The organism is Streptomyces asoensis, from assembly GCF_013085465.1.
Classification (GTDB): Bacteria; Actinomycetota; Actinomycetes; order Streptomycetales; family Streptomycetaceae; genus Streptomyces; species Streptomyces cacaoi_A.
Genome location: NZ_CP049838.1, coordinates 5,950,344 through 5,975,092, shown reverse-complemented (window position 1 = coordinate 5,975,092; position 24,749 = coordinate 5,950,344). Strand labels below are relative to the sequence as shown.

Below are 24,749 nucleotides of genomic sequence, written 5' to 3'. Positions count from 1 at the left end.
GAAAGGAGTCGACCATGCCCGTGCGTTCCGGCTGGCTCTCCCCCGACGGCCAGTCCCGTGAGGACACCCGCCTCGTCTCGCTCGGCGCCCTGACCCCCACCTCGCCCGTCGCCACCCGCTCCGGTGTCCTGCCGGGCTCCTCCGACGGCGCCTCCCGCATCTCCGGCTTCACGCTCACCGGCACGGCGAACAGCATGTCCGGCACGGTCAGCCCCGGCCGTGCCGTGCTCCAGAGCACCGACGTCAGAGGCGCCTACCCGATCGCCCTCACCGAGTACCTGCCCGTGACGTTCGCGGACGGCAACGCCCAGTACAACCGCATCGACCTGCTCGTCCTGCGGATCTACGACGACGCCTACGACGGCTCCGGCCGCACCGAGGCCGTCGTCGAGATCGTCCCGGGCACCGCGGCCGCCGCCCCGACGGTACCGGCGGCGCCCGGCCTGTCGCTCCCGCTGTACGAGGTCACCGTGCCGGCCAACGCGAGCGCGGGCACCGGCGGCATCGCCTGGGCCTCGGCGCTGGTCGGCCGCCGCACCGCCACGGTCGGCGTCGGCGGCATCCTCCCGGTGACCACGGACACCTCCAACGGCGCCTACCCCGGCCAGTACCGGGACCTGAACGGCGTGATCCAGCGCTGGTCCGGCACCGCCTGGGCCGACTACCAGCCGCCGCTCGTCGTGGAGACGACCAACACCGGGATCACCGCCCAGGGCAACTGGTCGCTTTCGTGGTTCGGCGCCCGCCGCACGCGCGGCGTGTGCTCGTTCACCGTCGGGCTCACCCGCATCACCAGCGCCCTCACCGCGACGGCCGCCGGCACCACCAACCCGGGCAACGTCGGCGACGAGCTGATCTGTGCCCTCCCGGCCGGCTGGCGGCCGGTCGTCGAGACCTACGCGTCCGCGAGCGACGGCTTTGCCGACGGCGCCGTCCGGATCGCCGCCGACGGCTCGGTCCAGCTGATCAGCTGGTCGACCAGCGGTGTCATCCAGGTCGGCAACGTCCTGCGCTTCTCCGCCTGCTTCGTGCTGTGAGCGCGGACCGACACGGCCCTGGGAGCTGACCGCCGTATGACCACGACCACCACCCCCTACCGCGCGATCTTCTGCGATCTGCGCACCGACGACACCATCGACATCCTGCCCCTGCGGGACGTCACCGTCGACGACTACATCGGCAAGGCCGGATCCCTCTCCGGCACCGTCCCCGTCCCGAACGCGGAGATGGCCGCCCGCGTCCGCCGCATCGAGGAGGGCCGCACCTCGGTCTACCTCCAGCGCGGCAACGACCTGTGGTGGGGCGGCATCATCTGGACGTCCACCCTTCAGAGCGACGACCGGGGCGTGCTCACCCTCGGCATCCAGGCGGCCACCTTCGAGTCGTACGCGGGCCGTCGCCGTATCCGCCAGGACCTCACGTTCTCCGGGAGCGACGACCAACTGGAGGTGGCGCGGCGACTGTGGCGGCACCTCCAGACCGGCGAGCTCGTCGACGACGGCACGCCGCCCGCGCCGACCGGCGGCGACATCGGCGTCACCTTCGGGGAGGATCTCTCCGGGGTGACGCGCTCGGTGTCGTACCGCGACGGCGACGAGACCGTCTACCTGGAGGCGATCGACGCCCTGGCCGCCCTCGAGAACGGCTTCGAGCACTACATCGCCGTCTACCGCGACCCGGTCAGCGGCACCCGGGTCCGCCGGCTGCGGCTGGGCAGCCCGAAGATCACCACCGGCAGCACCGACCTGGTGATGGACCGGCCCGGCACGATCCTGTCGTACACCTTCCCGCGCGACGCCACCCGCGGCGGGACCACCGCCCGGGCCCGCGGCGCCACGGACAACACCAACCAGGCCGTCGAGTCCCGACCGCTGTTCGCCGACGCCGACATCCCCGACGGTGAAGCCCTGATCAAGGTCGGCTACCCGCGTATCGACCTCGCCTCGGACCACAACGACATCGCGAGCACGACGATCCTGCGTTCCCTGGCCAACGCCGAACTCGCCGAGGGCACCGGCGCCGTGGTGATCCCCGAGATCAGCGTCCGCCTCGACGACCTGGTGCCGTCCGCGCTGCTGGGCCGCTCCGTCCGCCTCCGGATCACCGACGAGTGGTGGACCGAGGGCCTGGACGCCCGCTACCGGATCATCGGCGTCAAGGTCAGCCCGGCCCAGCGCGGCCGCCCCGACACCGCCGAGCTCTACCTGGAGGAGGCCTGATGCCCCAGCTCCCCGAAGACATCATCGACCGGCTCACCCAGATGGAACGCCGCATCCAGCAGCTGTCCACCGCCGTCAACACCCGCCCCGCCCTCAACACGATCACCGGTGGCGAGGTGGAGATCAAGGACGGCACCCTGAAGGTCACCGACGGCGGCACCCTCCTGGTCCAGCGCCCCGGCAGCACCGACACGATGTTCCGGGTCGGCTCCTGGAAGGACGCCGAGTACGGCCTGGAGATCCACCGTCAGACCGGCAGCCTCGCCATGACCCTGTTCAACGGGGACGGCAGCGCGGGCTCGCTCCAGCCGCTGCGGATCTACGACAACGGCAACCGGGAGATCTTCTCCGACGACGTCAACAGCGGCGGCCTGGCCCGGCCCTGGCTGGCCATGCTGCCCCCGCAGGACTCGACGCAGACGCGCTGGCCGCAGACCACCTCGACGTCCTGGGCCACGATCGCGATGTCGTACAACCCGGTCTGGCAGCCGAAGATGCGGCTGCGGCTGAGCACCGCGGCCAGTTCCGGCGCGGCCGGCCAGGTCCGGGTGCTGGTGAACAGCGCCCAGTGGGGCCCCGCGGTCGCCGCGGGCACCGAGTTCGACTACACGGACCTGATCAGCACCACCTTCTCCTCCGTGTACACCACCACGCTCAAGGTGGAGATCCAGGCCATCGTCACCAGCACCTCCGGCACCGTCTACGCCACCCCGGTCCTCATGCACGGCCGCCAGAGCTGACCCCGACACCACAGGAAGGCAGCGCGTCCATGGACATCGACCCCACCCAGCCCTGGGGCCTCGCGATCGACTACGCGGGCCGGGCCACCCTCACCGAGAGCGGCCACACGATCCACGTCAACGTCTCCGACACCAGCCTCAGCTCGGTCATCGGCCCCGACTCGATCAGCGGGACCTACTCGGCGGTCAACGTCACCGCCCAGTTCACCGAGACCGGCGACGGCGGCGCGGTCCTGCGCGGCACCGGCCGCATCACGATCATGCCCGTCGGCACGGACCCGGTCGTCCCCGACCCGACGGCCGTCCAGCGAGCGGTCGCCGAGGCCCTGACCGACTTCGCGACCAACGCGGCGGCCTACGTCGCCCTGTGCGCCCGCTGGCAGCCGGACGACGGCGCCGAGGACGGCGACGGCACCACCCCGGACCCCGGGACCGCGCCGGACCCGGACACCGAGGCCGATCCCGAGACCGCCGTCGACACGGCCGCCGAGACAGGCACCGGCACCCCCACCGAAGCCGAAGCCGACGCCGGCACCAGCACCAGCACCAGCACCAGCACCAGCACCGACGGCGACCCCACCATGGTCTGAGGCCACCGCACCGACACGAGAACCACCCCCGCCACCCCGAGCCGCTCCCCCGCCGGCCGGGGTTTTCTCATGCCCGAACACTCCCCAGGGAGGCATCACCATGGCCAACCCCCTCTCCGCCGACGCCCTCGTGTCCGCACTGCGGGCCGAGGGCGTCACCGTCGTCGAGCACTCCGGCTGGCGCACCAACAACCGAAACCAGAAGGGCAGTTGGGGCCCGGTCAACGGCGTGATCGTCCACCACACCGTCACCTCGGGCACCAGCAACAGCGTGAGCCTGTGCTTCAACGGCCACTCCGCCCTGCCGGGCCCCCTCTGCCACGGCGTGATCGCCAAGGACGGCACGGTCCACCTCGTCGGCAACGGCCGCGCCAACCACGCGGGAAGCGGCGACGGCGACGTCCTGAGGGCCGTCGTCGCCGAGAAGGCGCTGCCCGCGCCGAACGAGAACGACACGGACGGCAACGTCCACTTCTACGGCTTCGAGTGCGTCAACCTCGGCGACGGCAAGGACCCCTGGCCGGACGTCCAGCTGGAAGCCATGGTCCGCGCCTCCGCCGCCCTGTGCCGGGCGCACGGCTGGTCGGCCGCCTCCGTGATCGGCCACAAGGAGTGGACCAGCACGAAGATCGACCCGCGTGGCTTCGCGATGGCCGACTTCCGCGCCAGGGTCGCGACCCGGCTGGGCAAGCCGACCACTCCGAGCACCGGCACCGGCACCGGCACCGGCACCGGCACCGGCAAGCCGCAGTACCAGCCCTTCCCCGGCGCCGCCTGGTTCCGCAAGAACCCGAAGTCGGCGATCGTCACCGCGCTGGGCAAGCGCCTGGTCGCCGTCGGCTGCTCCGCCTACACCTCCGGCCCCGGCCCGCAGTGGACCGAGGCCGACCGGCTCTCCTACGCCAAGTGGCAGCGCAAGCTCGGCTACACCGGCTCCTCCGCCGACGGCTGGCCGGGCGCCAAGTCCTGGGCGGCGCTGAAGGTCCCGTACAGCTCCTGAGAATCGAGGCTCCCGATGTCAGAGGCCGCCAAGCGCACCCTCCGTACCGTTCTCCAGACCGCTGTCGGCCTGTGCGTCCTGCTGCCGACGGTCGTCGACGCCGCCGGCATCCCCGGCACCCTGCCCTGGGTCGCCGCGGCGCTCACCGCCGCCGCCGGCGTGACCAGGGTCATGGCCCTGCCCGCCGTGCAGACCCTGCTGCCCTCGTGGCTGCGCACGGACACCACAGCCGACGCAGGAGACGGCGAAAAGCCCAGCGAAAAGAGCGCCGCGTGAACGAACCCTTCTCCGACCCGGCCGCCGTGGCCCTGGAACTGGAGCGGCTGCGCGGCACCGTCGAGGCCGGCTTCGCCCGCGTCGACGGCTCGCTCGCCCTGCTGGTCCAGCGCAGCGACCAGACCGACAAACAGATCGCCGACCACGAACAGCGCCTCGACGCCCTGGAACGCTCCCGCTGGCCGCTCGCCAGCATCGGCGCCCTGGCCGCCCTCGCGACGGTCGCCGTCACCGCCTGGGAACTGACCGGCCGCTAGGCCCTGCCCCCGGACAGTGCCTGCCCCAGGACACGCCGAAGGGCGGCCACCCCGCACGCAACGGGGTGACCGCCCTTCGGTACTTCAGACGTACGCCTTACTGGTTGTACGGACCGTAGTCGTAGTCCTCCAGCGGAACGGCCTGGCCGGAGCCCGTGCCGAACGGCGAGTAGTCGATGTCGTCGTAGCCGACGGCCGAGTACATCGCGGCCTTGGCCTCCTCGGTCGGCTCGACCCGGATGTTGCGGTAGCGGGACAGACCCGTACCGGCCGGGATGAGCTTACCGATGATGACGTTCTCCTTGAGGCCGATCAGGGAGTCGGACTTGGCGTTGATCGCCGCGTCCGTCAGAACCCTGGTCGTCTCCTGGAAGGACGCCGCCGACAGCCAGGACTCCGTGGCCAGCGAGGCCTTGGTGATACCCATGAGCTGCGGACGACCGGAGGCCGGGTGACCGCCCTCCTGCACCACACGACGGTTCTCGACCTCGAACTTCGAGCGCTCGACGAGCTCGCCGGGCAGCAGCTCGGCGTCGCCGGACTCGATGATCGTCACCCGGCGCAGCATCTGCCGGATGATGATCTCGATGTGCTTGTCGTGGATCGACACACCCTGCGAGTTGTAGACCTTCTGGACCTCGCCGACCAGGTGGACCTGGACGGCACGCTGACCCAGAATGCGCAGCACGTCGTGCGGGTTGGTGGCACCCACGGTGAGCTTCTGGCCCACCTCGACGTGCTCGCCCTCGCTGACCAGGAGACGGGCGCGCTTCGAGATCGGGAACGCCGTCTCGTCGCTGCCGTCGTCCGGCGTGATGACGATCTTCTTGGTCTTCTCGGTCTCCTCGATCCGCACGCGGCCCTGGGCCTCGGAGATCGGGGCGACACCCTTCGGGGTACGGGCCTCGAAGAGCTCGACGACACGCGGCAGACCCTGGGTGATGTCGTCACCGGCCACACCACCGGTGTGGAAGGTACGCATCGTCAGCTGGGTACCGGGCTCACCGATGGACTGGGCGGCGATGATGCCGACCGCCTCACCGATGTCGACCAGCTTGCCGGTGGCCAGCGAGCGGCCGTAGCACATGGCGCAGGTGCCGACCTGGGACTCACAGGTCAGGATCGAACGGGTCTTGACCTCCTCGACACCGTGGCGCACCAGCTGGTCGATGAGCACGTCGCCCAGGTCCACGTTGGCCGGCGCGATCACCTTGCCGTCGATGACGACGTCCTCGGCGAGCATGCGGGCGTAGACGCTGGTCTCGACGTCCTCGGCCTTGCGCAGCACGCCGGCCTCGTCGTGCGAGGCGATCCGCAGCTTCAGACCGCGCTCGGTGCCACAGTCCTCCTCGCGGATGATGACGTCCTGCGAGACGTCCACCAGACGACGGGTCAGGTAACCCGAGTCGGCGGTACGCAGGGCGGTGTCGGCCAGACCCTTACGGGCACCGTGCGTCGAGATGAAGTACTCGAGGACGGACAGGCCCTCACGGAACGAGGCCTTGATCGGACGCGGGATGGTCTCGTTCTTCGCGTTCGACACCAGACCACGCATACCGGCGATCTGCCGCATCTGCATCATGTTTCCTCGGGCACCCGAGTCAACCATCATGAAGATGGGGTTCGTCTTGGGGAAGTTCGCGTTCATCGCCTCGGCGACCTCGTTGGTCGCCTTGGTCCAGATCGCGATGAGCTCCTGCGTGCGCTCTTCCTTGGTGATCAGACCGCGCTCGTACTGCTTCTGGACCTTCTCGTCCAGCTCCTCGTAGCCCTTGACGATGGCCTTCTTGGCCTCGGGCACGACGACGTCGGAGATGGCCACGGTGACACCGGAGCGGGTGCCCCAGTAGAAGCCGGCCGCCTTCAGGTTGTCGAGCGTCGCCGCCACGATGACCTTGGGGTAGCGCTCCGCGAGGTCGTTGACGATCTCGCCGAGCTGCTTCTTGCCCACCGAGTAGTCGACGAACGGGTAGTCCTCGGGCAGCAGCTCGTTGAAGAGCGCGCGGCCCAGGGTCGTCCGCAGGCGGAAGGTGTCACCCTGCTGCCACTCCGGCTCGCCCTCTTCGCGGGCCGGCGGGGTCCAGCCGCGCGGCGGGATGGTGCCCACCGGGAAGCGGATGTCGATCGCCGACTGGAGCGCGAGCTCGCCGGCGTCGAACGCCATGATCGCCTCGGCCGTGGAGCCGAACGCGCGGCCCTCGCCCTTGGTGTCACGCAGCTCGCCGTCGGTGGTGAGGAAGAACAGACCGAGGACCATGTCCTGGGTCGGCATCGTCACCGGACGGCCGTCGGCGGGCTTGAGGATGTTGTTCGAGGACAGCATCAGGATGCGGGCCTCGGCCTGCGCCTCCGCGGAGAGCGGCAGGTGGACGGCCATCTGGTCACCGTCGAAGTCCGCGTTGAACGCGGTGCAGACGAGCGGGTGGATCTGGATGGCCTTGCCCTCGACCAGCTGCGGCTCGAAGGCCTGGATGCCGAGGCGGTGCAGGGTGGGCGCACGGTTCAGCAGAACCGGGTGCTCGGCGATGACCTCTTCGAGGACGTCGTACACGACCGTGCGGCCGCGCTCCACCATGCGCTTCGCGCTCTTGATGTTCTGCGCGTGGTTCAGGTCGACCAGGCGCTTCATCACGAACGGCTTGAAGAGCTCCAGCGCCATCGCCTTCGGCAGACCGCACTGGTGCAGCTTCAGCTGCGGACCGACGACGATCACGGAACGCGCGGAGTAGTCCACACGCTTGCCGAGCAGGTTCTGACGGAATCGACCCTGCTTGCCCTTCAGCATGTCGCTGAGGGACTTCAGCGGGCGGTTACCGGGACCGGTGACCGGGCGACCACGACGACCGTTGTCGAAGAGGGCGTCGACGGCCTCCTGGAGCATGCGCTTCTCGTTGTTCACGATGATCTCGGGCGCACCGAGGTCGAGAAGGCGCTTCAGGCGGTTGTTCCGGTTGATCACACGGCGGTACAGGTCGTTCAGGTCGGAGGTCGCGAAGCGGCCACCGTCCAGCTGCACCATCGGGCGAAGGTCCGGCGGGATGACCGGCACGCAGTCCAGCACCATGCCCTTGGGGCTGTTGCTGGTCTGGAGGAACGCGGAGACGACCTTCAGGCGCTTGAGCGCACGGGTCTTCTTCTGGCCCTTGCCGGTACGGATGATCTCGCGGAGACGCTCGGCCTCCTCGTCGAGGTCGAAGGACTCCAGGCGCTTCTGAAGCGCCGCGGCACCCATCGAACCGTCGAAGTACGTGCCGAAGCGGTCACGCAGCTCGCGGTAGAGCAGCTCGTCGCCCTCGAGGTCCTGGACCTTGAGGTTCTTGAAGCGGGCCCACACCTCGTCGAGGCGGTCGATCTCGCGCTGGGCACGGTCGCGCAGCTGCTTCATCTCACGCTCGGCGCCTTCGCGCACCTTGCGGCGCACATCGGCCTTGGCACCCTCGGCCTCGAGCTCGGCCAGGTCGGTCTCGAGCTTCTTGGCGCGGGCCTCGAGGTCGGAGTCGCGACGGTTCTCGATCTGCTGACGCTCGACGGAGACATGCGCCTCCAGCGAGGGCAGGTCACGCGTACGGCGCTCGTCGTCGACGTACGTGATCATGTACGCCGCGAAGTAGATGACCTTCTCGAGGTCCTTGGGAGCCAGGTCGAGCAAGTAGCCCAGACGGCTCGGGACACCCTTGAAGTACCAGATGTGCGTGACGGGAGCGGCGAGCTCGATGTGGCCCATCCGCTCACGACGCACCTTGGCGCGGGTCACCTCGACGCCGCAGCGCTCACAGATGATGCCCTTGAAGCGGACACGCTTGTACTTGCCGCAGTAGCACTCCCAGTCCCGGGTCGGACCGAAGATCTTCTCGCAGAAGAGTCCGTCCTTTTCGGGCTTGAGCGTGCGGTAGTTGATCGTCTCGGGCTTCTTGACCTCGCCGTGGCTCCACTGACGGATGTCGTCAGCGGTAGCCAGACCGATCCGGAGCTCGTCGAAGAAGTTGACGTCGAGCACTATGCGTCAATCCCTCTCAGGGTTGTAAGTCTTGGGGTCTGATACGGGGGTCCCGGGGCCGGCAGGGCTCAACGTCGTGAGCCCTGCCGAACTCCCGTCAGACCTCTTCGACGCTGCTCGGCTCACGCCGGGACAGGTCGATACCGAGCTCCTCCGCAGCGCGGAAGACATCCTCGTCGGTGTCGCGCATCTCGATGGACATACCGTCACTGGACAGCACCTCCACGTTCAGGCAGAGAGACTGCATCTCCTTGATGAGCACCTTGAAGGACTCGGGGATGCCAGGCTCGGGGATGTTCTCGCCCTTGACGATGGCCTCGTAGACCTTCACGCGGCCGGTGACGTCGTCGGACTTGATCGTCAGCAGCTCCTGGAGGGCGTAAGCGGCGCCATAAGCCTCCAGCGCCCACACCTCCATCTCACCGAAGCGCTGACCGCCGAACTGGGCCTTACCACCCAGCGGCTGCTGGGTGATCATCGAGTACGGACCGGTCGAGCGGGCGTGCAGCTTGTCGTCGACCAGGTGGTGCAGCTTCAGGATGTACATGTAGCCGACCGAGATCGGGTCCGGGAACGGCTCACCGCTACGGCCGTCGAACATCCGCGCCTTACCGGTCGGGAGCACCATGCGCTCGCCGTCGCGGTTCGGGATGGTGTGGTTCAGCAGGCCCGCGAGCTCGTCCTCACGCGCACCGTCGAAGACCGGGGTGGCCACGTTGGTACCCGGGGCGACCTGGTCGGCGCCGATGCCCTGGAGCCGCTGCGCCCAGTCCTCGCCGAGACCGGAGACGTCCCAGCCGCGGCTGGCGAGCCAGCCGAGGTGGATCTCCAGCACCTGTCCCGGGTTCATTCGGGACGGCACACCCAGCGGGTTGAGGATGATGTCGACCGGGGTCCCGTCCTCGAGGAACGGCATGTCCTCGATGGGCAGGATCTTGGAGATGACACCCTTGTTGCCGTGACGGCCGGCGAGCTTGTCACCGTCCGTGATCTTGCGCTTCTGCGCCACGTAGACCCGAACCAGCTGGTTCACGCCCGGCGGCAGCTCGTCGCCCTCTTCACGGTCGAAGACGCGGACGCCGATGACCTTGCCGATCTCGCCGTGCGGCACCTTCAGCGAGGTGTCACGGACCTCACGGGCCTTCTCACCGAAGATCGCGCGCAGCAGGCGCTCCTCCGGCGTCAGCTCGGTCTCACCCTTGGGCGTGACCTTGCCGACGAGGATGTCACCGGCGACGACCTCGGCACCGATACGGATGATGCCGCGCTCGTCGAGGTCGGCGAGGACCTCCTCGGAGACGTTCGGGATGTCCCGGGTGATCTCCTCGGGGCCGAGCTTGGTGTCACGGGCGTCGACCTCGTGCTCCTCGATGTGGATCGAGGAGAGGACGTCGTCCTGCACGAGGCGCTGCGACAGGATGATCGCGTCCTCGTAGTTGTGACCCTCCCACGGCATGAACGCCACGAGCAGGTTCTTGCCCAGGGCCATCTCGCCGTTCTCGGTGGCCGGGCCGTCGGCGAGGACCTGACCGGTGATGATCCGGTCGCCCTCGTTGACGATGACCTTCTGGTTGACCGAGGTGCCCTGGTTGGAGCGGGAGAACTTGGCCAGGCGGTACGTGATGTACGTGCCGTCGTCGTTGGTCGTGGTGATGTAGTCCGCGGAGACCTCCTGGACCACACCGTCCTTCTCGGCCTTGACCACGTCGCCGGCGTCGACGGCGGAGCGGTACTCCATGCCGGTGCCGACGAGCGGGGCCTCGCTCTTGATGAGCGGCACGGCCTGACGCATCATGTTCGCGCCCATGAGGGCACGGTTGGCGTCGTCGTGCTCGAGGAACGGGATCATGGCGGTCGCGACCGACACCATCTGGCGCGGCGAGACGTCCATGTAGTCCACGTCGTCACCGGGGACGTAGTCGACCTCACCGCCACGGCGGCGGACCAGGACGCGGTTCTCGGTGAAGCGCAGGTCGTCGTCGAGCGTGGCGTTGGCCTGCGCGATGACGAACCGGTCCTCTTCGTCGGCCGTCAGGTAGTCGACCTCGTCGGTGACGACACCGTCGGTGACCCGGCGGTACGGCGTCTCCACGAAACCGAACGCGTTGACGCGGCCGTAGGAGGCGAGCGAACCGATCAGACCGATGTTCGGGCCTTCGGGGGTCTCGATCGGGCACATGCGTCCGTAGTGGGACGGGTGCACGTCACGGACCTCGAAGCCGGCCCGCTCACGGGACAGACCACCCGGGCCGAGGGCGTTGAGACGACGCTTGTGCGTCAGACCCGACAGCGGGTTGTTCTGGTCCATGAACTGGGACAGCTGGCTGGTGCCGAAGAACTCCTTGATGGAGGCGACGACCGGCCGGATGTTGATCAGGGTCTGCGGCGTGATCGCCTCGACGTCCTGGGTCGTCATGCGCTCGCGCACGACGCGCTCCATACGAGCCAGACCCGTACGGACCTGGTTCTGGATGAGCTCGCCGACGCTGCGGATACGACGGTTGCCGAAGTGGTCGATGTCGTCGGTCTCGACCATGATCGAGCGGCCGGACTCGCCGACCGTCTCGGTCTCCCCGGCGTGCAGCTTCACCAGGTACTTGATGGTCGCGATGACGTCCTCGACGGTCAGGACACCCGCGTTGAGCGGGGCCTCGCCACCGAGCTTCTTGTTGACCTTGTAGCGGCCGACCTTGGCCAGGTCATAGCGCTTGGGATTGAAGTAGAGGTTCTCGAGCAGCGTCTGCGCGGCCTCACGCGTGGGCGGCTCGCCCGGACGCAGCTTGCGGTAGATGTCCAGCAGCGCGTCGTCCTGGCCCTGGGTGTGGTCCTTCTCCAGGGTGGCGCGCATGGACTCGTACTCGCCGAACTCCTCGAGGATCTGCTCGGTGGTCCAGCCGAGAGCCTTCAGAAGGACGGTGACGGACTGCTTGCGCTTGCGGTCGATACGCACACCGACCATGTCGCGCTTGTCGATCTCGAGCTCCAGCCAGGCACCCCGGGACGGGATGACCTTGGCGGAGAAGATGTCCTTGTCGGACGTCTTGTCGATGGAGGAGTCGAAGTAGACACCCGGCGAACGGACCAGCTGCGACACGACGACACGCTCGGTGCCGTTGATGACGAAGGTGCCCTTGTTGGTCATGAGCGGGAAGTCGCCCATGAAGACCGTCTGGGACTTGATCTCGCCGGTCTCGTTGTTGGTGAACTCGGCCGTCACGAAGAGCGGGGCCGCGTACGTGAAGTCGCGGTCCTTGCACTCGTCGATGCTGTTCTTCGGAGGCTCGAAACGGTGGTCGCGGAAGGTCAGCGACATCGACCCGGAGAAGTCCTCGATCGGAGAGATCTCCTCGAAGATCTCCTCCAGACCGGACTTGGTGGGGACGTCCTGACCGGACTCCAGGGCGGCCTCGACGCGACCCTTCCAGGCGTCGTTGCCGAGCAGCCAGTCAAAGCTCTCGGTTTGCAGCGCGAGAAGGTTCGGAACCTCGAGGGGCTCCCTGATCTTTGCAAAGGAGATGCGCAGCGGGGCGGTGCTGGCGGCGTTGTTCGTATTCGCGATCGAGGCGTTGCGCGAGGCGGCCAAGAGGGGGTCCTTCCGAGGGCTCGGACTCACTACGCGCGTACCGGCTCCTCATCCTGCGCACAGAGACAGAAATCCCAGGTGGGGGATTGTCTGGTCGTCTGGCTCAAGCGAGGGCATGCCCCTGGTGACGGGCAGGGAACAGCTAACAGGCAGCGCAAAGGGTCAGTGTAGCCACTTGGCACACTGATGTCCAGTGCGGGTTTCTGGAGACCCTCGTAGTTCTCAACGCCCTCGGTCTGCTAGCCCTCAACGCACGGTGATACTGCCCTCTTTGCCGTCGATCCATGCCTCGGATTCGGATCCTTGTGACGACGCGTCCTGAGAATTGCGCGCTGCGTGCGGTTCGTCAAGGCCCCCCTGCGCGAACTCGGGCGCTCGGAGACACGATGAAGATCACCATACCCCCCGGTCACGCAGGTGCAAGGCAACCGTGGCCGCGCTCCCAGGAACGCCGAAGAGCGACCACCCAGATGGATGATCGCTCTTCGGTGCGTGAGCGTTACAGCCCCGGAGGGACTGATTCAGCCTTCGCGTCCGGTCGTCGCCGACCGGGAGGTGTTACTTGACCTCGACGGAGGCGCCGGCGCCCTTGAGGGACTCGGCGGCCTTCTCAGCGGCCTCCTTGGCGACCTTCTCGAGGACGGGCTTCGGAGCGCCGTCGACGAGGTCCTTGGCCTCCTTCAGACCCAGGGAGGTCAGCTCACGCACGACCTTGATGACCTGGATCTTCTTCTCGCCGGCACCGGTGAGGATGACGTCGAACTCGTCCTGCTCCTCAGCGGCCTCGACGGCGGCCGTCGGGCCGACGGGGGCAGCGGCAACCGCGGCGGCGGCGGTGACGTCGAACTTCTCCTCGAACGCCTTCACGAACTCGGAGAGCTCGATGAGGGTGAGGGTCTCGAACTGCGCGAGCAGCTCTTCCTGGGACAGCTTCGTCGCCATGGTGGGCGATCCTTCCATTCAATTCGGCAGGTGCCGGATGTACATGTCGGCGGGCGTACGTTCGGCCCGCGTCGACCGCTACGTCAGGCAGCGGTCAAAGTGCGAGCCGAGTTACTCGGCACCGCCCTGCTCGGCCAGCTTGACGCGAAGCGCCTCCGCGGTGCGGACGAACTTCGACGGAAGCGCCTGGAAGAGCGAGGCAGCCTGAGACTGCTTGCCCTTCATGGCGCCCGCCAGCTTGGCGAGCAGAACCTCGCGGGACTCGAGGTCCGCAAGCTTCTTGATCTCATCGGCGGACAGCGCCTTACCGTCAAGGACACCGCCCTTGATGACGAGGTTCGGGTTGTCCTTGGCGAAGTCACGAAGACCCTTCGCCGACGTCACCGGGTCACCGGTGATGAAGGCAACCGCCGTCGGACCGTTGAACAGGTCGTCGAGCGTCGAGATCCCGGCCTCGTTGGCCGCGATCTTGGTCAGCGTGTTCTTCACCACGGCGTACTGGGCGTCTTCACCGAGCGAACGACGCAGCGTCTTGAGCTGCGCCACGGTGAGACCCCGGTACTCGGTCAGCACAGCGGCGTTCGAGCTGCGGAACTGCTCCGCGAGCTCGGCTACCGCGGCAGCCTTGTCGGGCCTTGCCATAGAGCGTCGGCCTCCTTCCGGGTGATGAGGACCGCTCAGAAGGGGCTGGGACAACGAAACGCCCCGGCGCAGGCGCACGGGGCGTTGCTCGACCGAACGAATTCCGTGGAAGGATTTCGGTCCGGGAGCGTATCCACTGACACCTGCGCGGGTCGTCCGCATTGCAGCGGATCCTTCGGCCACCGCCCCCCCTTACGAGAGCACGGCAACGACCAGCGGTCTTTGGCTTCTCGAGGAGCGTACGTGAACGGGGCGCCGTCAAGCAAATCCGCCCGTACGGGGCCTGTACGGCCCTCAGTCCCGGGCCTTCCTCAGCTCCTCGGCCATGTCCACGGTGTCCGAGGCGGGCGGCACCTTCACGGTCACGGGCTTGCCGAAGTCGAGGAACGTGAGGGTGAGGTCGAGCTCGCCGTGCCGCCCGAAGCCCTGCACCCGCAGCTGCCGGGTACGGTCCTCGGCGTCGACCCACAGGTCCATGGTGAGTTCGTCCACACCCTGCTTCTCGTACTGGGCGAGGCTCTTCTCGGTCCGCTGCCGGACGCTCTTGTCTTCGTCCTTGTAGGAGGCGCGGATGTCGTCGACGGTGGCCGTGCCCGTGTAGTGGGTGGTGCGGACGCCGTCGACGGTCTCGGAACCGGCCTTCTTCAGGTCGTCGGCCGCGGCGAGGAAGCCGCCCTCGTGGGAGGGGTTGTCCCGGACCCGGTCCACCATCGTGCCGGTGTCGACCTTGATCCCGCTGGGGGTGTCGGAGCTGCCCGGCGCCCCGAACTTGATCCAGTGCCTGCCGTCCTCGTCGGCTTCGTCGGTGCCCACGTACAGCACCCCGCCGACCAGCCGGAACTCACCCGTGCCCCGGTCGGGCCCGCTGAGCACGGTGGACTTCAGGCTCATGGCCGGCGGCTTGACGCCGATCGCCGCCTCGGCCTTGATACGGCCCTCCTCCGGCGTCCGGCCGGTCATGCGGTAACGCAGGGACACGGCCTCCTCCGCCTTCTCCGCGGCGCGGGTGACGGCGGCCGCGGCGGCCGAGTCACCCTCGCTCTCCGTGCCGCCCGCCGCCGCACACCCGGCGACGAGCAGCGCGGACAGCCCGAGGACACCCACGGAAGACCTCATCCAACTTCCCCCAGAACCCGATACAGCGAACACACGGCCGATTCACAGCAAGACCGTGAAGGTATCCCAGAGGATCGGGAGAGGTCCCGTGATTTACGAGCCGGTACCGGCCCCCTGCTGCTTCACCAGCTCCGCGAAGTCCGCGGTGTCGCTCGCCGGAGGCACCTCGGCGGAGACCTCGGTGCCGTAGTCGGTGTAGTACGCGGTCTGGGCGTAGGCGCCCGCCGTGGTCTCGCCCTTCTCGACCTTCTTCACCAGCAGATCCCGGTCGTCGACCCAGATGTCGACCGTCTCGGTGGTGACGCCGGCCTGCTCCAGGGTCTTCCTCAGGTCGTCGAGCTGGCTCTGGCTGAGGTTGGAGTTCTTCTCGGCGAGGTCCGCCACCTCGACCGTCCCCGAGTAGTGCGTGGTCCGCTGTCCCCGCACCTTCTCCTCGCCGACCTCCCGCACGTCCCCGGAGGCCAGCAGCAGCTTCACCGACTGGTTCGGGGTGGTGTTCTGCATCTGGTCCTTCAGATACGCGCCGGAGCTGCCGCCGAGGCTCTCCAGGTCGTCGTACGCGTATCTGATCCAGTGCCTGCCTCCGGCCTGCTCGGCGAAGGTGTCGCCCATCCTGGCGTAGTAGGCGTCGGGCAGGTAGCGGGCCTCCATCGACGTGGTGCCCATCTGACGCATGGTGTCGGCCATGGTGCCGCCGGTGTACGTGATGGTGAGCGTGCCGGTGAGGCCGTCCCCCCAGCCGAGAGCGCCGTCGGCGGTCATCGACATCACCGAGCCCATGGTCGTGGTCGACTCGACCTTCGCGGAGTCGGCGCCGTCGGTGGACTTCTCGGCGGTGAGCAGGGCCGCGACGGGGCTGAGCGGGGGACTGCCGTCCCCGCCCTTCCCGGAGCCACCGGAGCCGCCGGAATCGTCAGAGCCGCCGGAGCCGCCGCAGGCCGTCACCCCCGTCAGCAGAGCCGCCGCGACGATCGAGAGGCCCGCGCGGCGCAGGGTCGTGCACTTCATTCGTCCCACCCCCATGGATTCCTGTCACTGAACGCTAACGCACAGCACTGACAGTCGTACGAAAAAAGATACGTACGGCAAAAGGGACGAGCCCCGCACCTCGAAAGGTTGCGGGGCTCGTCACCGACTGAGGGTGAGCTGTGGGGCTCAGACCGCGGCCGGGTCCTCCTCGACGAGAAGGTTGCGGGTGCGGTTCGGGTCCACCAGGATGCCGGGGCCGATCGTGGAGCTGATCGCGGCCTTCTTGATGTAGCGACCCTTGGCGGCGGACGGCTTCAGGCGGAGGATCTCCTCCAGGGCCGCGCCGTAGTTCTCCACCAGCTTGGTGTCGTCGAAGGACACCTTGCCGATGATGAAGTGCAGGTTCGAGTGCTTGTCGACGCGGAACTCGATCTTGCCGCCCTTGATCTCCGTGACGGCCTTGGCCACGTCGGGGGTGACCGTGCCGGTCTTCGGGTTCGGCATCAGACCACGCGGACCGAGCACGCGGCCGAGGCGGCCGACCTTGCCCATGAGGTCCGGGGTGGCGACGACGGCGTCGAAGTCCAGACGGCCCTTCGCGACCTCGTCGATCAGTTCGTCGGAGCCGACGATGTCGGCGCCCGCGGCCTCCGCGGCCGCAGCACGGTCACCGGTCGCGAAGACCAGGACCCGGGCGGTCTTGCCGGTGCCGTGCGGCAGGTTCACGGTGCCACGGACCATCTGGTCGGCCTTGCGCGGGTCGACACCCAGGCGGAAGGCGACCTCGACGGTGCCGTCGTACTTGCTCGTGGAGGTCTCCTTGGCGAGACGGACGGCCTCGAGCGGGGCGTAGAGCTTCTCCCGGTCGACCTTGGCGTCCGCAGCGCGGAGGGACTTGCTGCGCTTGCTCACTACTGCTCCTGATGTGTTCTGAGGAGTCGTGGTACGGGCCGAGCAGGCCCTGCCACGGTGCTACGAAGGTGCTACGAGGCTGGGGATCAGCCCTCGACCGTGATGCCCATGGAGCGGGCGGTGCCGGCGATGATCTTCGACGCGGCGTCCAGGTCGTTGGCGTTCAGGTCGGGAAGCTTGGTCGTGGCGATCTCGCGGACCTGCGCCTCGGTGATCTTGGCGACCTTGGTCTTGTGCGGCTCGCCAGAGCCCTTCTCGACACCTGCGGCCTTGAGGATCATCTTCGCGGCCGGCGGCGTCTTGGTGATGAAGGTGAAGGAGCGGTCCTCGTAGACCGTGATCTCCACCGGGATCACCCAGCCACGCTGCGACTCGGTCGCGGCGTTGTAGGCCTTGCAGAACTCCATGATGTTGACGCCGTGCTGGCCGAGCGCGGGGCCGACCGGCGGGGCCGGGTTGGCCGCACCAGCGTTGATCTGGAGCTTGATGAGCCCCGTGACCTTCTTCTTCTTGGGAGGCATTGCTCTCTCCGGGTCCTAGTGAGAGTTTTCAGCCGTCCGGTCCGGATGATCCGGATGGAGGCATACCGCACAACGATAACGGGTATCCATGCGCGGCCAAAAACCGAGCAGGTCAGACCGGCTACGAGAGCCCGTCTGACCTGATCGGAGGCTTGTGCTCCAGAGGAGGCTAGTTCTTCTGGATCTGGTCGAAGCTCAGCTCGACCGGGGTCTCGCGGCCGAAGATCTCGACGAGGCCCTTGACCTTCTTCGAGTCGGCGTTGATCTCGTTGATCGTGGCCTGGAGCGTGGCGAACGGGCCGTCGGTGACGGTGACCGAGTCGCCCACCTCGAAGTCCAGCACCTGGACCTCGACCTTGCGGGCCGGAGCCGGCTTGCCCTCGGCCTCGGCGGCCTCACGGGCGGCCTTCTCCTCGGCCTCCGGGGCGAGCATCTTGACGATCTCGTCCAGGGTCAGCGGGTACGGGTCGTACGCGTTGCCCACGAAGCCGGTGACGCCGGGGGTGTTGCGGACGACGCCCCAGGACTCGTTCGTCAGGTCCATGCGCACCAGCACGTAGCCGGGGAGCTTGTTCTGACGGATGGTCTTGCGGTCGCCGTTCTTGATCTGGACGACCTCTTCCTGCGGCACCTCGGCCGCGAAGATGTAGTCCTCGACGTTCAGCGAGACGGCGCGCTGCTCCAGGTTGGTCTTCACGCGGTTCTCGTAGCCGGCGTACGTGTGGATGACGTACCACTCGCCGGGGAGGGTGCGCAGCTCCTCGCGCAGGGCGACCACGGGGTCGACGGGCTCGGCCGGCTCTTCTTCCTCGGCCTCGTCGACGACGTCCTCGGCCTCGACGTCCTCGTCGGCTCCCTCGTCCGCGACTGCTTCCTCGTCCTCGACGTGGAGTGCGGCTTCCTCCGCGGGTTCGCCCGCTTCGGCCTCGGCAGCCTCGAACTCGTCCACCTCGTCCGCGCCCTCGACGATGTCGAGCTCGTCGTCCACGGACTCGTCCGGCTCGATGGCGTCGTTCAGGTTCTGGTCAGACACGGTGGCTGCTTCTTCCTGGATACATAGGGGTGGAACATGCGAAAGGGGCGCCGGATACCTCGGCGCCCTTCGCTCTAGGCTCAGCCAAAAACGTACTTGGCGGCGTGGCTGAGTCCATAGTCAATCACGGTCACCAGGCCGATCATGATGACCACGAAGACGATCACCACGGTCGTGTACGTCGTCAGCTGACTCCGCGTGGGCCATACGACCTTGCGGAGCTCTGCGACGATCTGGCGATAGAAGAGCGCGAGACGCTTCAGCGGGCCCTTCTTGGCGCGCTTGCCGCCCTTGCGGGTCTTCTTCTGCGCCTCAGGCACCTCGTCCTGGGCATCAGGCGTGTCGATGGAGCCCACGGCATCCGCCATTCGTCCTCACCTGTTCCCGGGTCGTGGCCGTGCCGCGCCCGGTCTGAGCCGCACGGCGATGCATTGCTGGACGTACATGCGCTGCGCACACATCCTGGTGACGGAGTGTGTAGCAGGGCCGGAGGGACTTGAACCCCCAACCGCTGGTTTTGGAGACCAGTGCTCTACCAATTGAGCTACGACCCTTTGTGTGTTCCCCAACGTACCGCATCCGACCGGGTGCTCGGTGTGCACCTGTTGGGGCGCGGCTGTCGAAGGCCAACGACGTGTGAGTGTACGTGGTCTTGAGCGCCTCGTCGAACGGAAAGCGGCCTTGATCGGAATCACTCTGATGTTCAGTCGGCTGACCAGTCCGTGAAACCCGTGTGCCGGGGCGGTTTCCGGTCTGAAACCATGGGTGCCATGAGCGCTGCAATCCCTCCCACCGAGCGCCGGGTCTCCGCCCGCGTCGGCGCGATCTCCGAGTCCGCCACCCTTGCCGTGGACGCCAAGGCCAAGGCCCTGAAGGCCGCCGGGCGTCCGGTGATCGGCTTCGGCGCGGGCGAGCCCGACTTCCCGACCCCGGACTACGTCGTCGAGGCGGCCGTCGAGGCCTGCAAGAACCCCAAGTACCACCGCTACACGCCGGCCGGTGGTCTCCCCGAGCTGAAGGCCGCGGTCGCCGCGAAGACGCTGCGTGATTCGGGCTACGAGGTGGACGCCTCGCAGATCCTGATCACCAACGGCGGCAAGCAGGCGATCTACAACGCCTTCGCCGCGATCCTCGACCCGGGCGACGAGGTCATCGTCCCGGCGCCGTACTGGACGACCTACCCGGAGTCCATCCGGCTGGCGGGCGGTGTCCCGGTGGAGGTCGTGGCCGACGAGACGACCGGCTACCGGGTCTCGGTCGAGCAGCTGGAGGCGGCCCGCACGGAGAACACGAAGGTCGTGCTCTTCGTCTCCCCCTCCAACCCGACCGGCGCTGTCTACAACGCCGAGGACGCCGAGGCGATCGGCCGCTGGGCCGTCGAGCACGGCCTGTGGGTGATGACGGACGAGATCTACGAGCACCTCGTCTACGGCGACGCCAAGTTCACCTCGCTGCCGGGGATCCTGCCCGAGCTGCGCGACAAGTGCATCGTGGTCAACGGCGTCGCGAAGACGTACGCGATGACCGGCTGGCGGGTGGGCTGGATCATCGGCCCGAAGGACGTCGTCAAGGCCGCCACGAACCTCCAGTCGCACGCCACCTCGAACGTCTCCAACGTGGCGCAGATCGCCGCGCTGGCCGCCGTCTCCGGCGACCTGTCGGCCGTCGAGAAGATGCGTGAGGCCTTCGACCGGCGCCGCAAGACGATCGTGCGGATGCTGAACGAGATCGACGGCGTGCTCTGCCCGGAGCCCGAGGGCGCGTTCTACGCGTACCCCTCCGTGAAGGCGCTGCTCGGCAAGGAGATCCGCGGCAAGCGTCCGCAGGACTCGGTAGAGCTGGCCGCGCTCATCCTGGAGGAGGCCGAGGTCGCGGTGGTCCCGGGTGAGGCCTTCGGCACCCCGGGCTACCTGCGGCTGTCGTACGCGCTGGGCGACGAGGACCTCGTCGAGGGCGTGAGCCGCATCCAGAAGCTGCTGGCGGAGGCCAGGGACTGAGTTCGGACCACTCACGTGAGCAGTCTGCGGGCCGTCTTCCCTCGGGAGACGGCCCGTTGCTTTGTGCGAGCAAGACCACGATCGGGGAAAGCGCTACCGGGACGACCGGAAGGTACGGCAGGATCCTGGAATGGAGCGTGTACGTGATGTCTCTGAGCTGCCGAAAGCCCATCTGCACCTGCACTTCACCGGGTCGATGCGGGCCACCACCGTGCTGGAACTGGCCGACAAGTACGGCGTGCGCCTGCCGGAGGCGCTGACCGAGGCGCTGACCAGCGGGGAACCGCCGAAGCTACGGGCCACGGACGAACGGGGCTGGTTCCGCTTCCAGCGCCTGTACGACGCGGCGCGGTCGTGCCTGCGGGAGCCGGAGGACATCCAGCGGCTGGTGCGGGAGGCCGCCGAGGAGGACCTGAAGGACGGCTCGGGCTGGCTGGAGATCCAGGTGGACCCGACGTCGTACGCGCCCCGGCTGGGCGGGCTGATCCCGGCGCTGGAGATCATCCTGGACGCGGTGGAGACCGCCTCGCGCGACACCGGGCTCGGCATGCGGGTCCTGGTCGCGGCGAACCGGATGAAGCACCCGCTGGACGCCCGCACGCTGGCCCGGCTGGCCGTGCGGTACGCGGACCGGGGTGTGGTCGGTTTCGGGCTGTCGAACGACGAACGCCGGGGCATGGCGAGGGACTTCGACCGGGCCTTCGCGATCGCGCGGGAGGGCGGGCTGCTGTCCGCCCCGCACGGCGGCGAGTTGACCGGCCCCTTCTCCGTCCGCGACTGCCTGGACGACCTGGACGCGAACCGGCTGGGGCACGGGGTGCGGGCCGCCGAGGATCCACGGCTGCTGAAGAGGCTCGCCGAGCGTGGCGTGACCTGCGAGGTGTGCCCGGCGTCGAACGTTGCGCTGGGGGTGTACGAGAAGCCGGAGGACGTTCCGCTGCGGACGCTCTTCGAGGCCGGGGTGCCGATGGCCCTGGGCGCCGACGACCCGCTGCTGTTCGGCTCACGCCTGGCGGCCCAGTACGACATCGCCCGCCGCCACCACGACTTCACGGACGAGGAGTTGGCGGAACTGGCCCGGCAGTCGGTACGGGGCTCGGCGGCGCCGGAGGACGTCAGGGCGAAGCTGCTGGCGGGCGTGGACGACTGGCTGGCGTAGCGAGCCGTCGGCCGGCTAGAGCCCGGCGCCCACCATCACCGGCTCGTTGACCAGCGTGATCCCGAAGGCCTCGCGCACCCCGGCCACGACCTCGCGGGCGAGCGCCAGCAGGTCCTCCGTGGTGGCCGCGCCGCGGTTGGTGAGGGCGAGGGTGTGCTTGGTGGAGATACGGGCGGGCCCGCTGCCGTACCCCTTGGTGAAGCCCGCCTTGTCGATCAGCCAGGCCGCGGAGGTCTTGGTGTGTCCCTCCCCCGCCGGGTAGGCGGGCGGCACCGCGCCGTCGCCCAGCCGCTCCCGCACGCGCGCGTGGAACACGGCGAAGTCGGCGTCGGTGAGGATCGGGTTGGTGAAGAAGGAGCCGGCCGACCAGGTGTCGTGGTCCTCGGGGTCGAGGACCATGCCCTTCCCGGCGCGCAGCTTCAGCACGGTCTCGCGGGCCTCGGCGAGCGGCACCCGGTCCCCGGGCTCGACGCCCAGCGCGCGCGCCGTCTCGGCGTACTTCAGGGGCGCCGACAGCCCGTCCGCGTCCTCGAGTTCGAACCGGACGCGCAGGACGACATACCGCTCGGGGTCGGCCTTGAAGCGGCTGTGCCGGTAGGAGAAGGCGCACTCCTCGTTGGTGAGCGTGACCGTCTCGCCCGCCCGGCGGTCGTAGGCGATCACCTCGGTGATCGTCGTGGAGACCTCCTGGCCGTACGCCCCGACGTTCTGGATCGGGGTCGCGCCCGCCGAGCCGGGGATGCCGGCCAGGCACTCGACGCCGGCCAGCCCGGCCTCCACGGTGCGGGCGACGGCGTCGGTCCAGATCTCGCCCGCGGCCAGCTCCAGTCGTGTCCCGACGAGTTCGCAGCCGCGCGTGGCGATGCGCAGGGCGGTGCCCTCGAAGCCCTTGTCGCCGATGACGAGGTTCGAGCCACCACCGACGATCAGCAGTGGCGTGCCGTCGGCGTCGGCCTCGCGCACGGCGGCGATCACCTCGGCGTCGGTCGTCGCGGTCACCAGCCTGGTGGCGGGACCGCCCAGCCGGAAGGTGGTCAGCGGGGCGAGCGGGGCATCGTGGAGTTCCTGCACGCGCCCAAGCCTACGAGACACCACCGACAGCCCCGCCCTCCCCGGCCCTCGACAGCCCGATCCACCCGCCCCTCCCGGTCACGGCACGCGCGCGTACGGCCCCGCCGATGTGGACGGGGCCGTACGCGCGCGTGCCGGACGTATCCGGGCACTTCATGTGCCGTGTGTCTCAGCGGGCGGCGGGCTCCGGCACGGGCGCCGCCTCGGAGTCCGCCTCAGGGCCCGCCTCGGAGTCGGTCGCCACGAGGTCCGCTCGCCGCCGGGCCGGTATCAGCAGGGTGGCGAACCCGGCGAGGGCCACCACGGCCGCGCCCGTGACCAGCGCGGGCCGCAGTCCGTCGACGAAGGTCTGGCCGGACTCGTAGCCGCCCTGCGCCGCGAAGATCGACGACATGACCGCGATGCCGAGGGCCCCGCCGACCTCCCGCAGCGCGTTGTTGGCGCCGGAGGCGACCCCCTGCTCCTGCGGTCGGACGCTGGACATCACCAGGTTGGAGGCCGGGGCGAAGAACAGCGCCATGCCGATGCCGCTGACGATCAGACCGGGCAGCTGGACGGCGTACGAGGCGTCGACGGTCGCCACGGCGGCCATCCAGCCGAGACCCACGGCCTGGAGGAAGAGCCCGGTGGCGACGACGGGCCGGCCTCCGACGCGGTCGGAGAGGATGCCGGCGATCGGCGCGACGAGCATCGGCATACCGGTCCACGGCAGCATCCTGAGGCCCGCCTCGGTGGGCGAGTAGCCGAGGACGCCCTGCATGTACTGGCTGAGCAGGAAGATCGAGCCGAACATCCCGAGGAACATCAGCAGGCTCGCGGCGTTGATCCCGGCGAAGGCGCGGGACCGGAAGAGGCGCATCGGCAGCATGGGGTTCTTGGCCCGCAGCCCGTGCAGGACGAACCCGACGAGCAGGACGGCGCCCGCGAACAGTCCGGTCAGCACGAGCGAGCTGGTCCAGCCGTCGGCCGGCCCGCGCACCAGGCCGTAGACGAGCCCGAAGAGGCCGCCGCTGGCGAGCAGGGTGCCGGGGAAGTCGAGCGGGGCGCCGGTGCCGTAGGACTCGGCGAGGCGCAGCCGGGCGAGCGGCAGCAGGGCGAGGCCCAGCGGAACGTTCAGCCAGAAGATCCAGTGCCAGGACACGTGTTCGGTGAGGCTGCCGCCGATGAGCGGCCCTGAGGCGACCGCGAGTCCGTTGACCGCGCCCCAGATGCCGTAGGCCATTCCGCGCTTGGCGGCGGGCACGGCGGCCGTGAGGAGGGTGAGCGTCAGCGGCATCATGACGGCCGCGCCGACACCCTGGACCGCGCGGGCGGCGATGAGGGAGCCGATGCCGGGAGCCATGGCCGCGGCGGCGGAGGCGGCGGTGAAGACGGCGAGCCCGGCGAGGAACATCCGCCGGCGGCCGAACCGGTCGCCGAGCGCCGCGCCGAACATGAGCAGCACGGCGAAGGTGAGCGTGTAGGCGCTCACGGTCCATTCGAGGTCGCCCAGCCCGCCGCCGAGATCCTCGCGGATGGACGGCAGGGCGGTGGTGACGACGAGATTGTCGAGGGCCGCCATGAACCCGGCGACGCTGGTGATGACGAGGGCCCAGACGGCTCCCCCGCGACGTGCGGTCTGTTCTGACATCGCTCCCCCAGCGGGTGGTCGAACTTCGGTTAGTAATTGATGACTAACTTTCACGCCCATGAAAAGGCGCCCTTCGATGGCGGCAGCGAACCCAG

The 24,749-nt window shown here is 68.6% G+C and carries 21 protein-coding genes and 1 tRNA gene; 9 read left to right on the top strand and 13 right to left on the bottom strand.

From position 1 onward, the window contains the following. The first annotated feature begins 14 nt into the window (after positions 1-14). The 7 genes from G9272_RS26795 (at position 15) to G9272_RS26765 (ending at position 5,082) form a co-directional block, all read left to right on the top strand. Positions 15-1,037: a hypothetical protein gene (locus G9272_RS26795; protein WP_171398908.1), complete on the top strand. Its 1,023-nt coding sequence runs from the start codon at positions 15-17 to the stop codon at positions 1,035-1,037. 36 nt (positions 1,038-1,073) lie between these two features. Then, a complete protein-coding gene (locus tag G9272_RS26790) occupies positions 1,074-2,219 on the top strand; it encodes a hypothetical protein (RefSeq protein WP_171398907.1) in 1,146 nt (381 codons plus the stop codon). Further along, entirely contained in the window at positions 2,219-2,959 is a 741-nt protein-coding gene (locus tag G9272_RS26785) for a hypothetical protein (RefSeq protein WP_171398906.1), read from the top strand. The genes G9272_RS26790 and G9272_RS26785 overlap by 1 nt, the downstream gene beginning before the upstream one ends. Before the next feature lie 29 nt (positions 2,960-2,988). Then, on the top strand, positions 2,989-3,549 hold the full coding sequence (locus G9272_RS44790) for an ATP-binding protein (protein WP_216377832.1): 561 nt from the start codon (positions 2,989-2,991) through the stop codon (positions 3,547-3,549). Between the two features lie 100 nt (positions 3,550-3,649). Beyond that, a complete protein-coding gene (locus G9272_RS26775) occupies positions 3,650-4,549 on the top strand; it encodes a peptidoglycan-binding protein (protein WP_171398905.1) in 900 nt (299 codons plus the stop codon). Positions 4,550-4,564: 15 nt separating this feature from the next. Further along, positions 4,565-4,825, top strand: coding sequence for a hypothetical protein (locus G9272_RS26770; protein WP_171398904.1), 261 nt, complete (start codon positions 4,565-4,567; stop codon positions 4,823-4,825). Then, positions 4,822-5,082: a hypothetical protein gene (locus tag G9272_RS26765; protein WP_054238759.1), complete on the top strand. Its 261-nt coding sequence runs from the start codon at positions 4,822-4,824 to the stop codon at positions 5,080-5,082. Before G9272_RS26770 ends, G9272_RS26765 begins: the two co-directional genes overlap by 4 nt. 97 nt (positions 5,083-5,179) lie before the next feature. On the opposite strand, the gene G9272_RS26760 is transcribed toward G9272_RS26765, so the two are convergent. The 11 genes from G9272_RS26760 to G9272_RS26710 all read right to left on the bottom strand — a co-directional run bounded on the left by G9272_RS26760 (position 5,180) and on the right by G9272_RS26710 (position 19,351). Next, a complete protein-coding gene (locus G9272_RS26760) occupies positions 5,180-9,079 on the bottom strand; it encodes a DNA-directed RNA polymerase subunit beta' (RefSeq protein ID WP_171398903.1) in 3,900 nt (1,299 codons plus the stop codon). A gap of 97 nt (positions 9,080-9,176) precedes the next feature. Then, the gene (gene rpoB / locus G9272_RS26755; protein ID WP_020132669.1) at positions 9,177-12,662 is read right to left on the bottom strand and encodes a DNA-directed RNA polymerase subunit beta; all 3,486 of its coding nucleotides are present in this window, start codon (positions 12,660-12,662) and stop codon (positions 9,177-9,179) included. Positions 12,663-13,220: 558 nt separating this feature from the next. Continuing rightward, positions 13,221-13,604, bottom strand: a complete 384-nt coding sequence (rplL, locus tag G9272_RS26750; RefSeq protein WP_171398902.1) for a 50S ribosomal protein L7/L12 — start codon at positions 13,602-13,604, stop codon at positions 13,221-13,223. A gap of 111 nt (positions 13,605-13,715) precedes the next feature. Beyond that, positions 13,716-14,246 carry a 50S ribosomal protein L10 gene (rplJ, locus tag G9272_RS26745; RefSeq protein WP_062640262.1) on the bottom strand — a complete coding sequence of 177 codons (531 nt, stop codon included), beginning with the start codon at positions 14,244-14,246 and terminating at the stop codon, positions 13,716-13,718. 294 nt (positions 14,247-14,540) lie between these two features. Continuing rightward, positions 14,541-15,362: an LppX_LprAFG lipoprotein gene (locus G9272_RS26740; RefSeq protein ID WP_171398901.1), complete on the bottom strand. Its 822-nt coding sequence runs from the start codon at positions 15,360-15,362 to the stop codon at positions 14,541-14,543. A gap of 93 nt (positions 15,363-15,455) precedes the next feature. Then, on the bottom strand, positions 15,456-16,370 hold the full coding sequence (locus G9272_RS26735) for a hypothetical protein (RefSeq protein WP_171398900.1): 915 nt from the start codon (positions 16,368-16,370) through the stop codon (positions 15,456-15,458). A gap of 147 nt (positions 16,371-16,517) precedes the next feature. Further along, positions 16,518-17,243, bottom strand: a complete 726-nt coding sequence (rplA, locus tag G9272_RS26730) for a 50S ribosomal protein L1 (protein WP_171398899.1) — start codon at positions 17,241-17,243, stop codon at positions 16,518-16,520. An 86-nt stretch (positions 17,244-17,329) separates the two neighbouring features. Next, entirely contained in the window at positions 17,330-17,764 is a 435-nt protein-coding gene (gene rplK, locus G9272_RS26725) for a 50S ribosomal protein L11 (protein WP_020132675.1), read from the bottom strand. 169 nt (positions 17,765-17,933) lie between these two features. Next, a complete protein-coding gene (gene nusG, locus G9272_RS26720) occupies positions 17,934-18,797 on the bottom strand; it encodes a transcription termination/antitermination protein NusG (protein ID WP_171398898.1) in 864 nt (287 codons plus the stop codon). A gap of 80 nt (positions 18,798-18,877) precedes the next feature. Then, positions 18,878-19,165: a preprotein translocase subunit SecE gene (secE, locus tag G9272_RS26715; RefSeq protein ID WP_062640252.1), complete on the bottom strand. Its 288-nt coding sequence runs from the start codon at positions 19,163-19,165 to the stop codon at positions 18,878-18,880. Between the two features lie 113 nt (positions 19,166-19,278). Continuing rightward, positions 19,279-19,351, bottom strand: a tRNA-Trp gene (locus G9272_RS26710). A gap of 216 nt (positions 19,352-19,567) precedes the next feature. On the opposite strand from G9272_RS26710, the gene G9272_RS26705 reads away from it, so the two are divergent. Beyond that, entirely contained in the window at positions 19,568-20,794 is a 1,227-nt protein-coding gene (locus G9272_RS26705; RefSeq protein WP_171398897.1) for a pyridoxal phosphate-dependent aminotransferase, read from the top strand. A gap of 130 nt (positions 20,795-20,924) precedes the next feature. Next, positions 20,925-21,953 carry an adenosine deaminase gene (locus tag G9272_RS26700; protein WP_171398896.1) on the top strand — a complete coding sequence of 343 codons (1,029 nt, stop codon included), beginning with the start codon at positions 20,925-20,927 and terminating at the stop codon, positions 21,951-21,953. A 15-nt stretch (positions 21,954-21,968) separates the two neighbouring features. Here G9272_RS26700 and G9272_RS26695 read toward each other — a convergent pair whose 3' ends face one another. Next, positions 21,969-23,024, bottom strand: a complete 1,056-nt coding sequence (locus G9272_RS26695) for a UDP-N-acetylmuramate dehydrogenase (protein ID WP_171398895.1) — start codon at positions 23,022-23,024, stop codon at positions 21,969-21,971. 169 nt (positions 23,025-23,193) lie between these two features. Then, positions 23,194-24,654 carry a DHA2 family efflux MFS transporter permease subunit gene (locus G9272_RS26690; RefSeq protein ID WP_171398894.1) on the bottom strand — a complete coding sequence of 487 codons (1,461 nt, stop codon included), beginning with the start codon at positions 24,652-24,654 and terminating at the stop codon, positions 23,194-23,196. Positions 24,655-24,749: the final 95 nt, after the last annotated feature.

What these genes read in the sequence shown, in the direction of transcription:
- G9272_RS26795 (WP_171398908.1), top strand. Translation starts at nt 15, where the DNA reads ATGCCCGTGCGTTCCGGCTGGCTCTCCCCCGACGGCCAGTCCCGTGAG.
- G9272_RS26790 (WP_171398907.1), top strand. Translation starts at nt 1,074, where the DNA reads ATGACCACGACCACCACCCCCTACCGCGCGATCTTCTGCGATCTGCGC.
- G9272_RS26785 (WP_171398906.1), top strand. Translation starts at nt 2,219, where the DNA reads ATGCCCCAGCTCCCCGAAGACATCATCGACCGGCTCACCCAGATGGAA.
- G9272_RS44790 (WP_216377832.1), top strand. Translation starts at nt 2,989, where the DNA reads ATGGACATCGACCCCACCCAGCCCTGGGGCCTCGCGATCGACTACGCG.
- G9272_RS26775 (WP_171398905.1), top strand. Translation starts at nt 3,650, where the DNA reads ATGGCCAACCCCCTCTCCGCCGACGCCCTCGTGTCCGCACTGCGGGCC.
- G9272_RS26770 (WP_171398904.1), top strand. Translation starts at nt 4,565, where the DNA reads ATGTCAGAGGCCGCCAAGCGCACCCTCCGTACCGTTCTCCAGACCGCT.
- rplL (WP_171398902.1), bottom strand. Translation starts at nt 13,604, where the DNA reads ATGGCGACGAAGCTGTCCCAGGAAGAGCTGCTCGCGCAGTTCGAGACC.
- rplJ (WP_062640262.1), bottom strand. Translation starts at nt 14,246, where the DNA reads ATGGCAAGGCCCGACAAGGCTGCCGCGGTAGCCGAGCTCGCGGAGCAG.
- G9272_RS26740 (WP_171398901.1), bottom strand. Translation starts at nt 15,362, where the DNA reads ATGAGGTCTTCCGTGGGTGTCCTCGGGCTGTCCGCGCTGCTCGTCGCC.
- G9272_RS26735 (WP_171398900.1), bottom strand. Translation starts at nt 16,370, where the DNA reads ATGAAGTGCACGACCCTGCGCCGCGCGGGCCTCTCGATCGTCGCGGCG.
- rplK (WP_020132675.1), bottom strand. Translation starts at nt 17,764, where the DNA reads ATGCCTCCCAAGAAGAAGAAGGTCACGGGGCTCATCAAGCTCCAGATC.
- secE (WP_062640252.1), bottom strand. Translation starts at nt 19,165, where the DNA reads ATGGCGGATGCCGTGGGCTCCATCGACACGCCTGATGCCCAGGACGAG.
- G9272_RS26705 (WP_171398897.1), top strand. Translation starts at nt 19,568, where the DNA reads ATGAGCGCTGCAATCCCTCCCACCGAGCGCCGGGTCTCCGCCCGCGTC.
- G9272_RS26700 (WP_171398896.1), top strand. Translation starts at nt 20,925, where the DNA reads ATGGAGCGTGTACGTGATGTCTCTGAGCTGCCGAAAGCCCATCTGCAC.
- G9272_RS26690 (WP_171398894.1), bottom strand. Translation starts at nt 24,654, where the DNA reads ATGTCAGAACAGACCGCACGTCGCGGGGGAGCCGTCTGGGCCCTCGTC.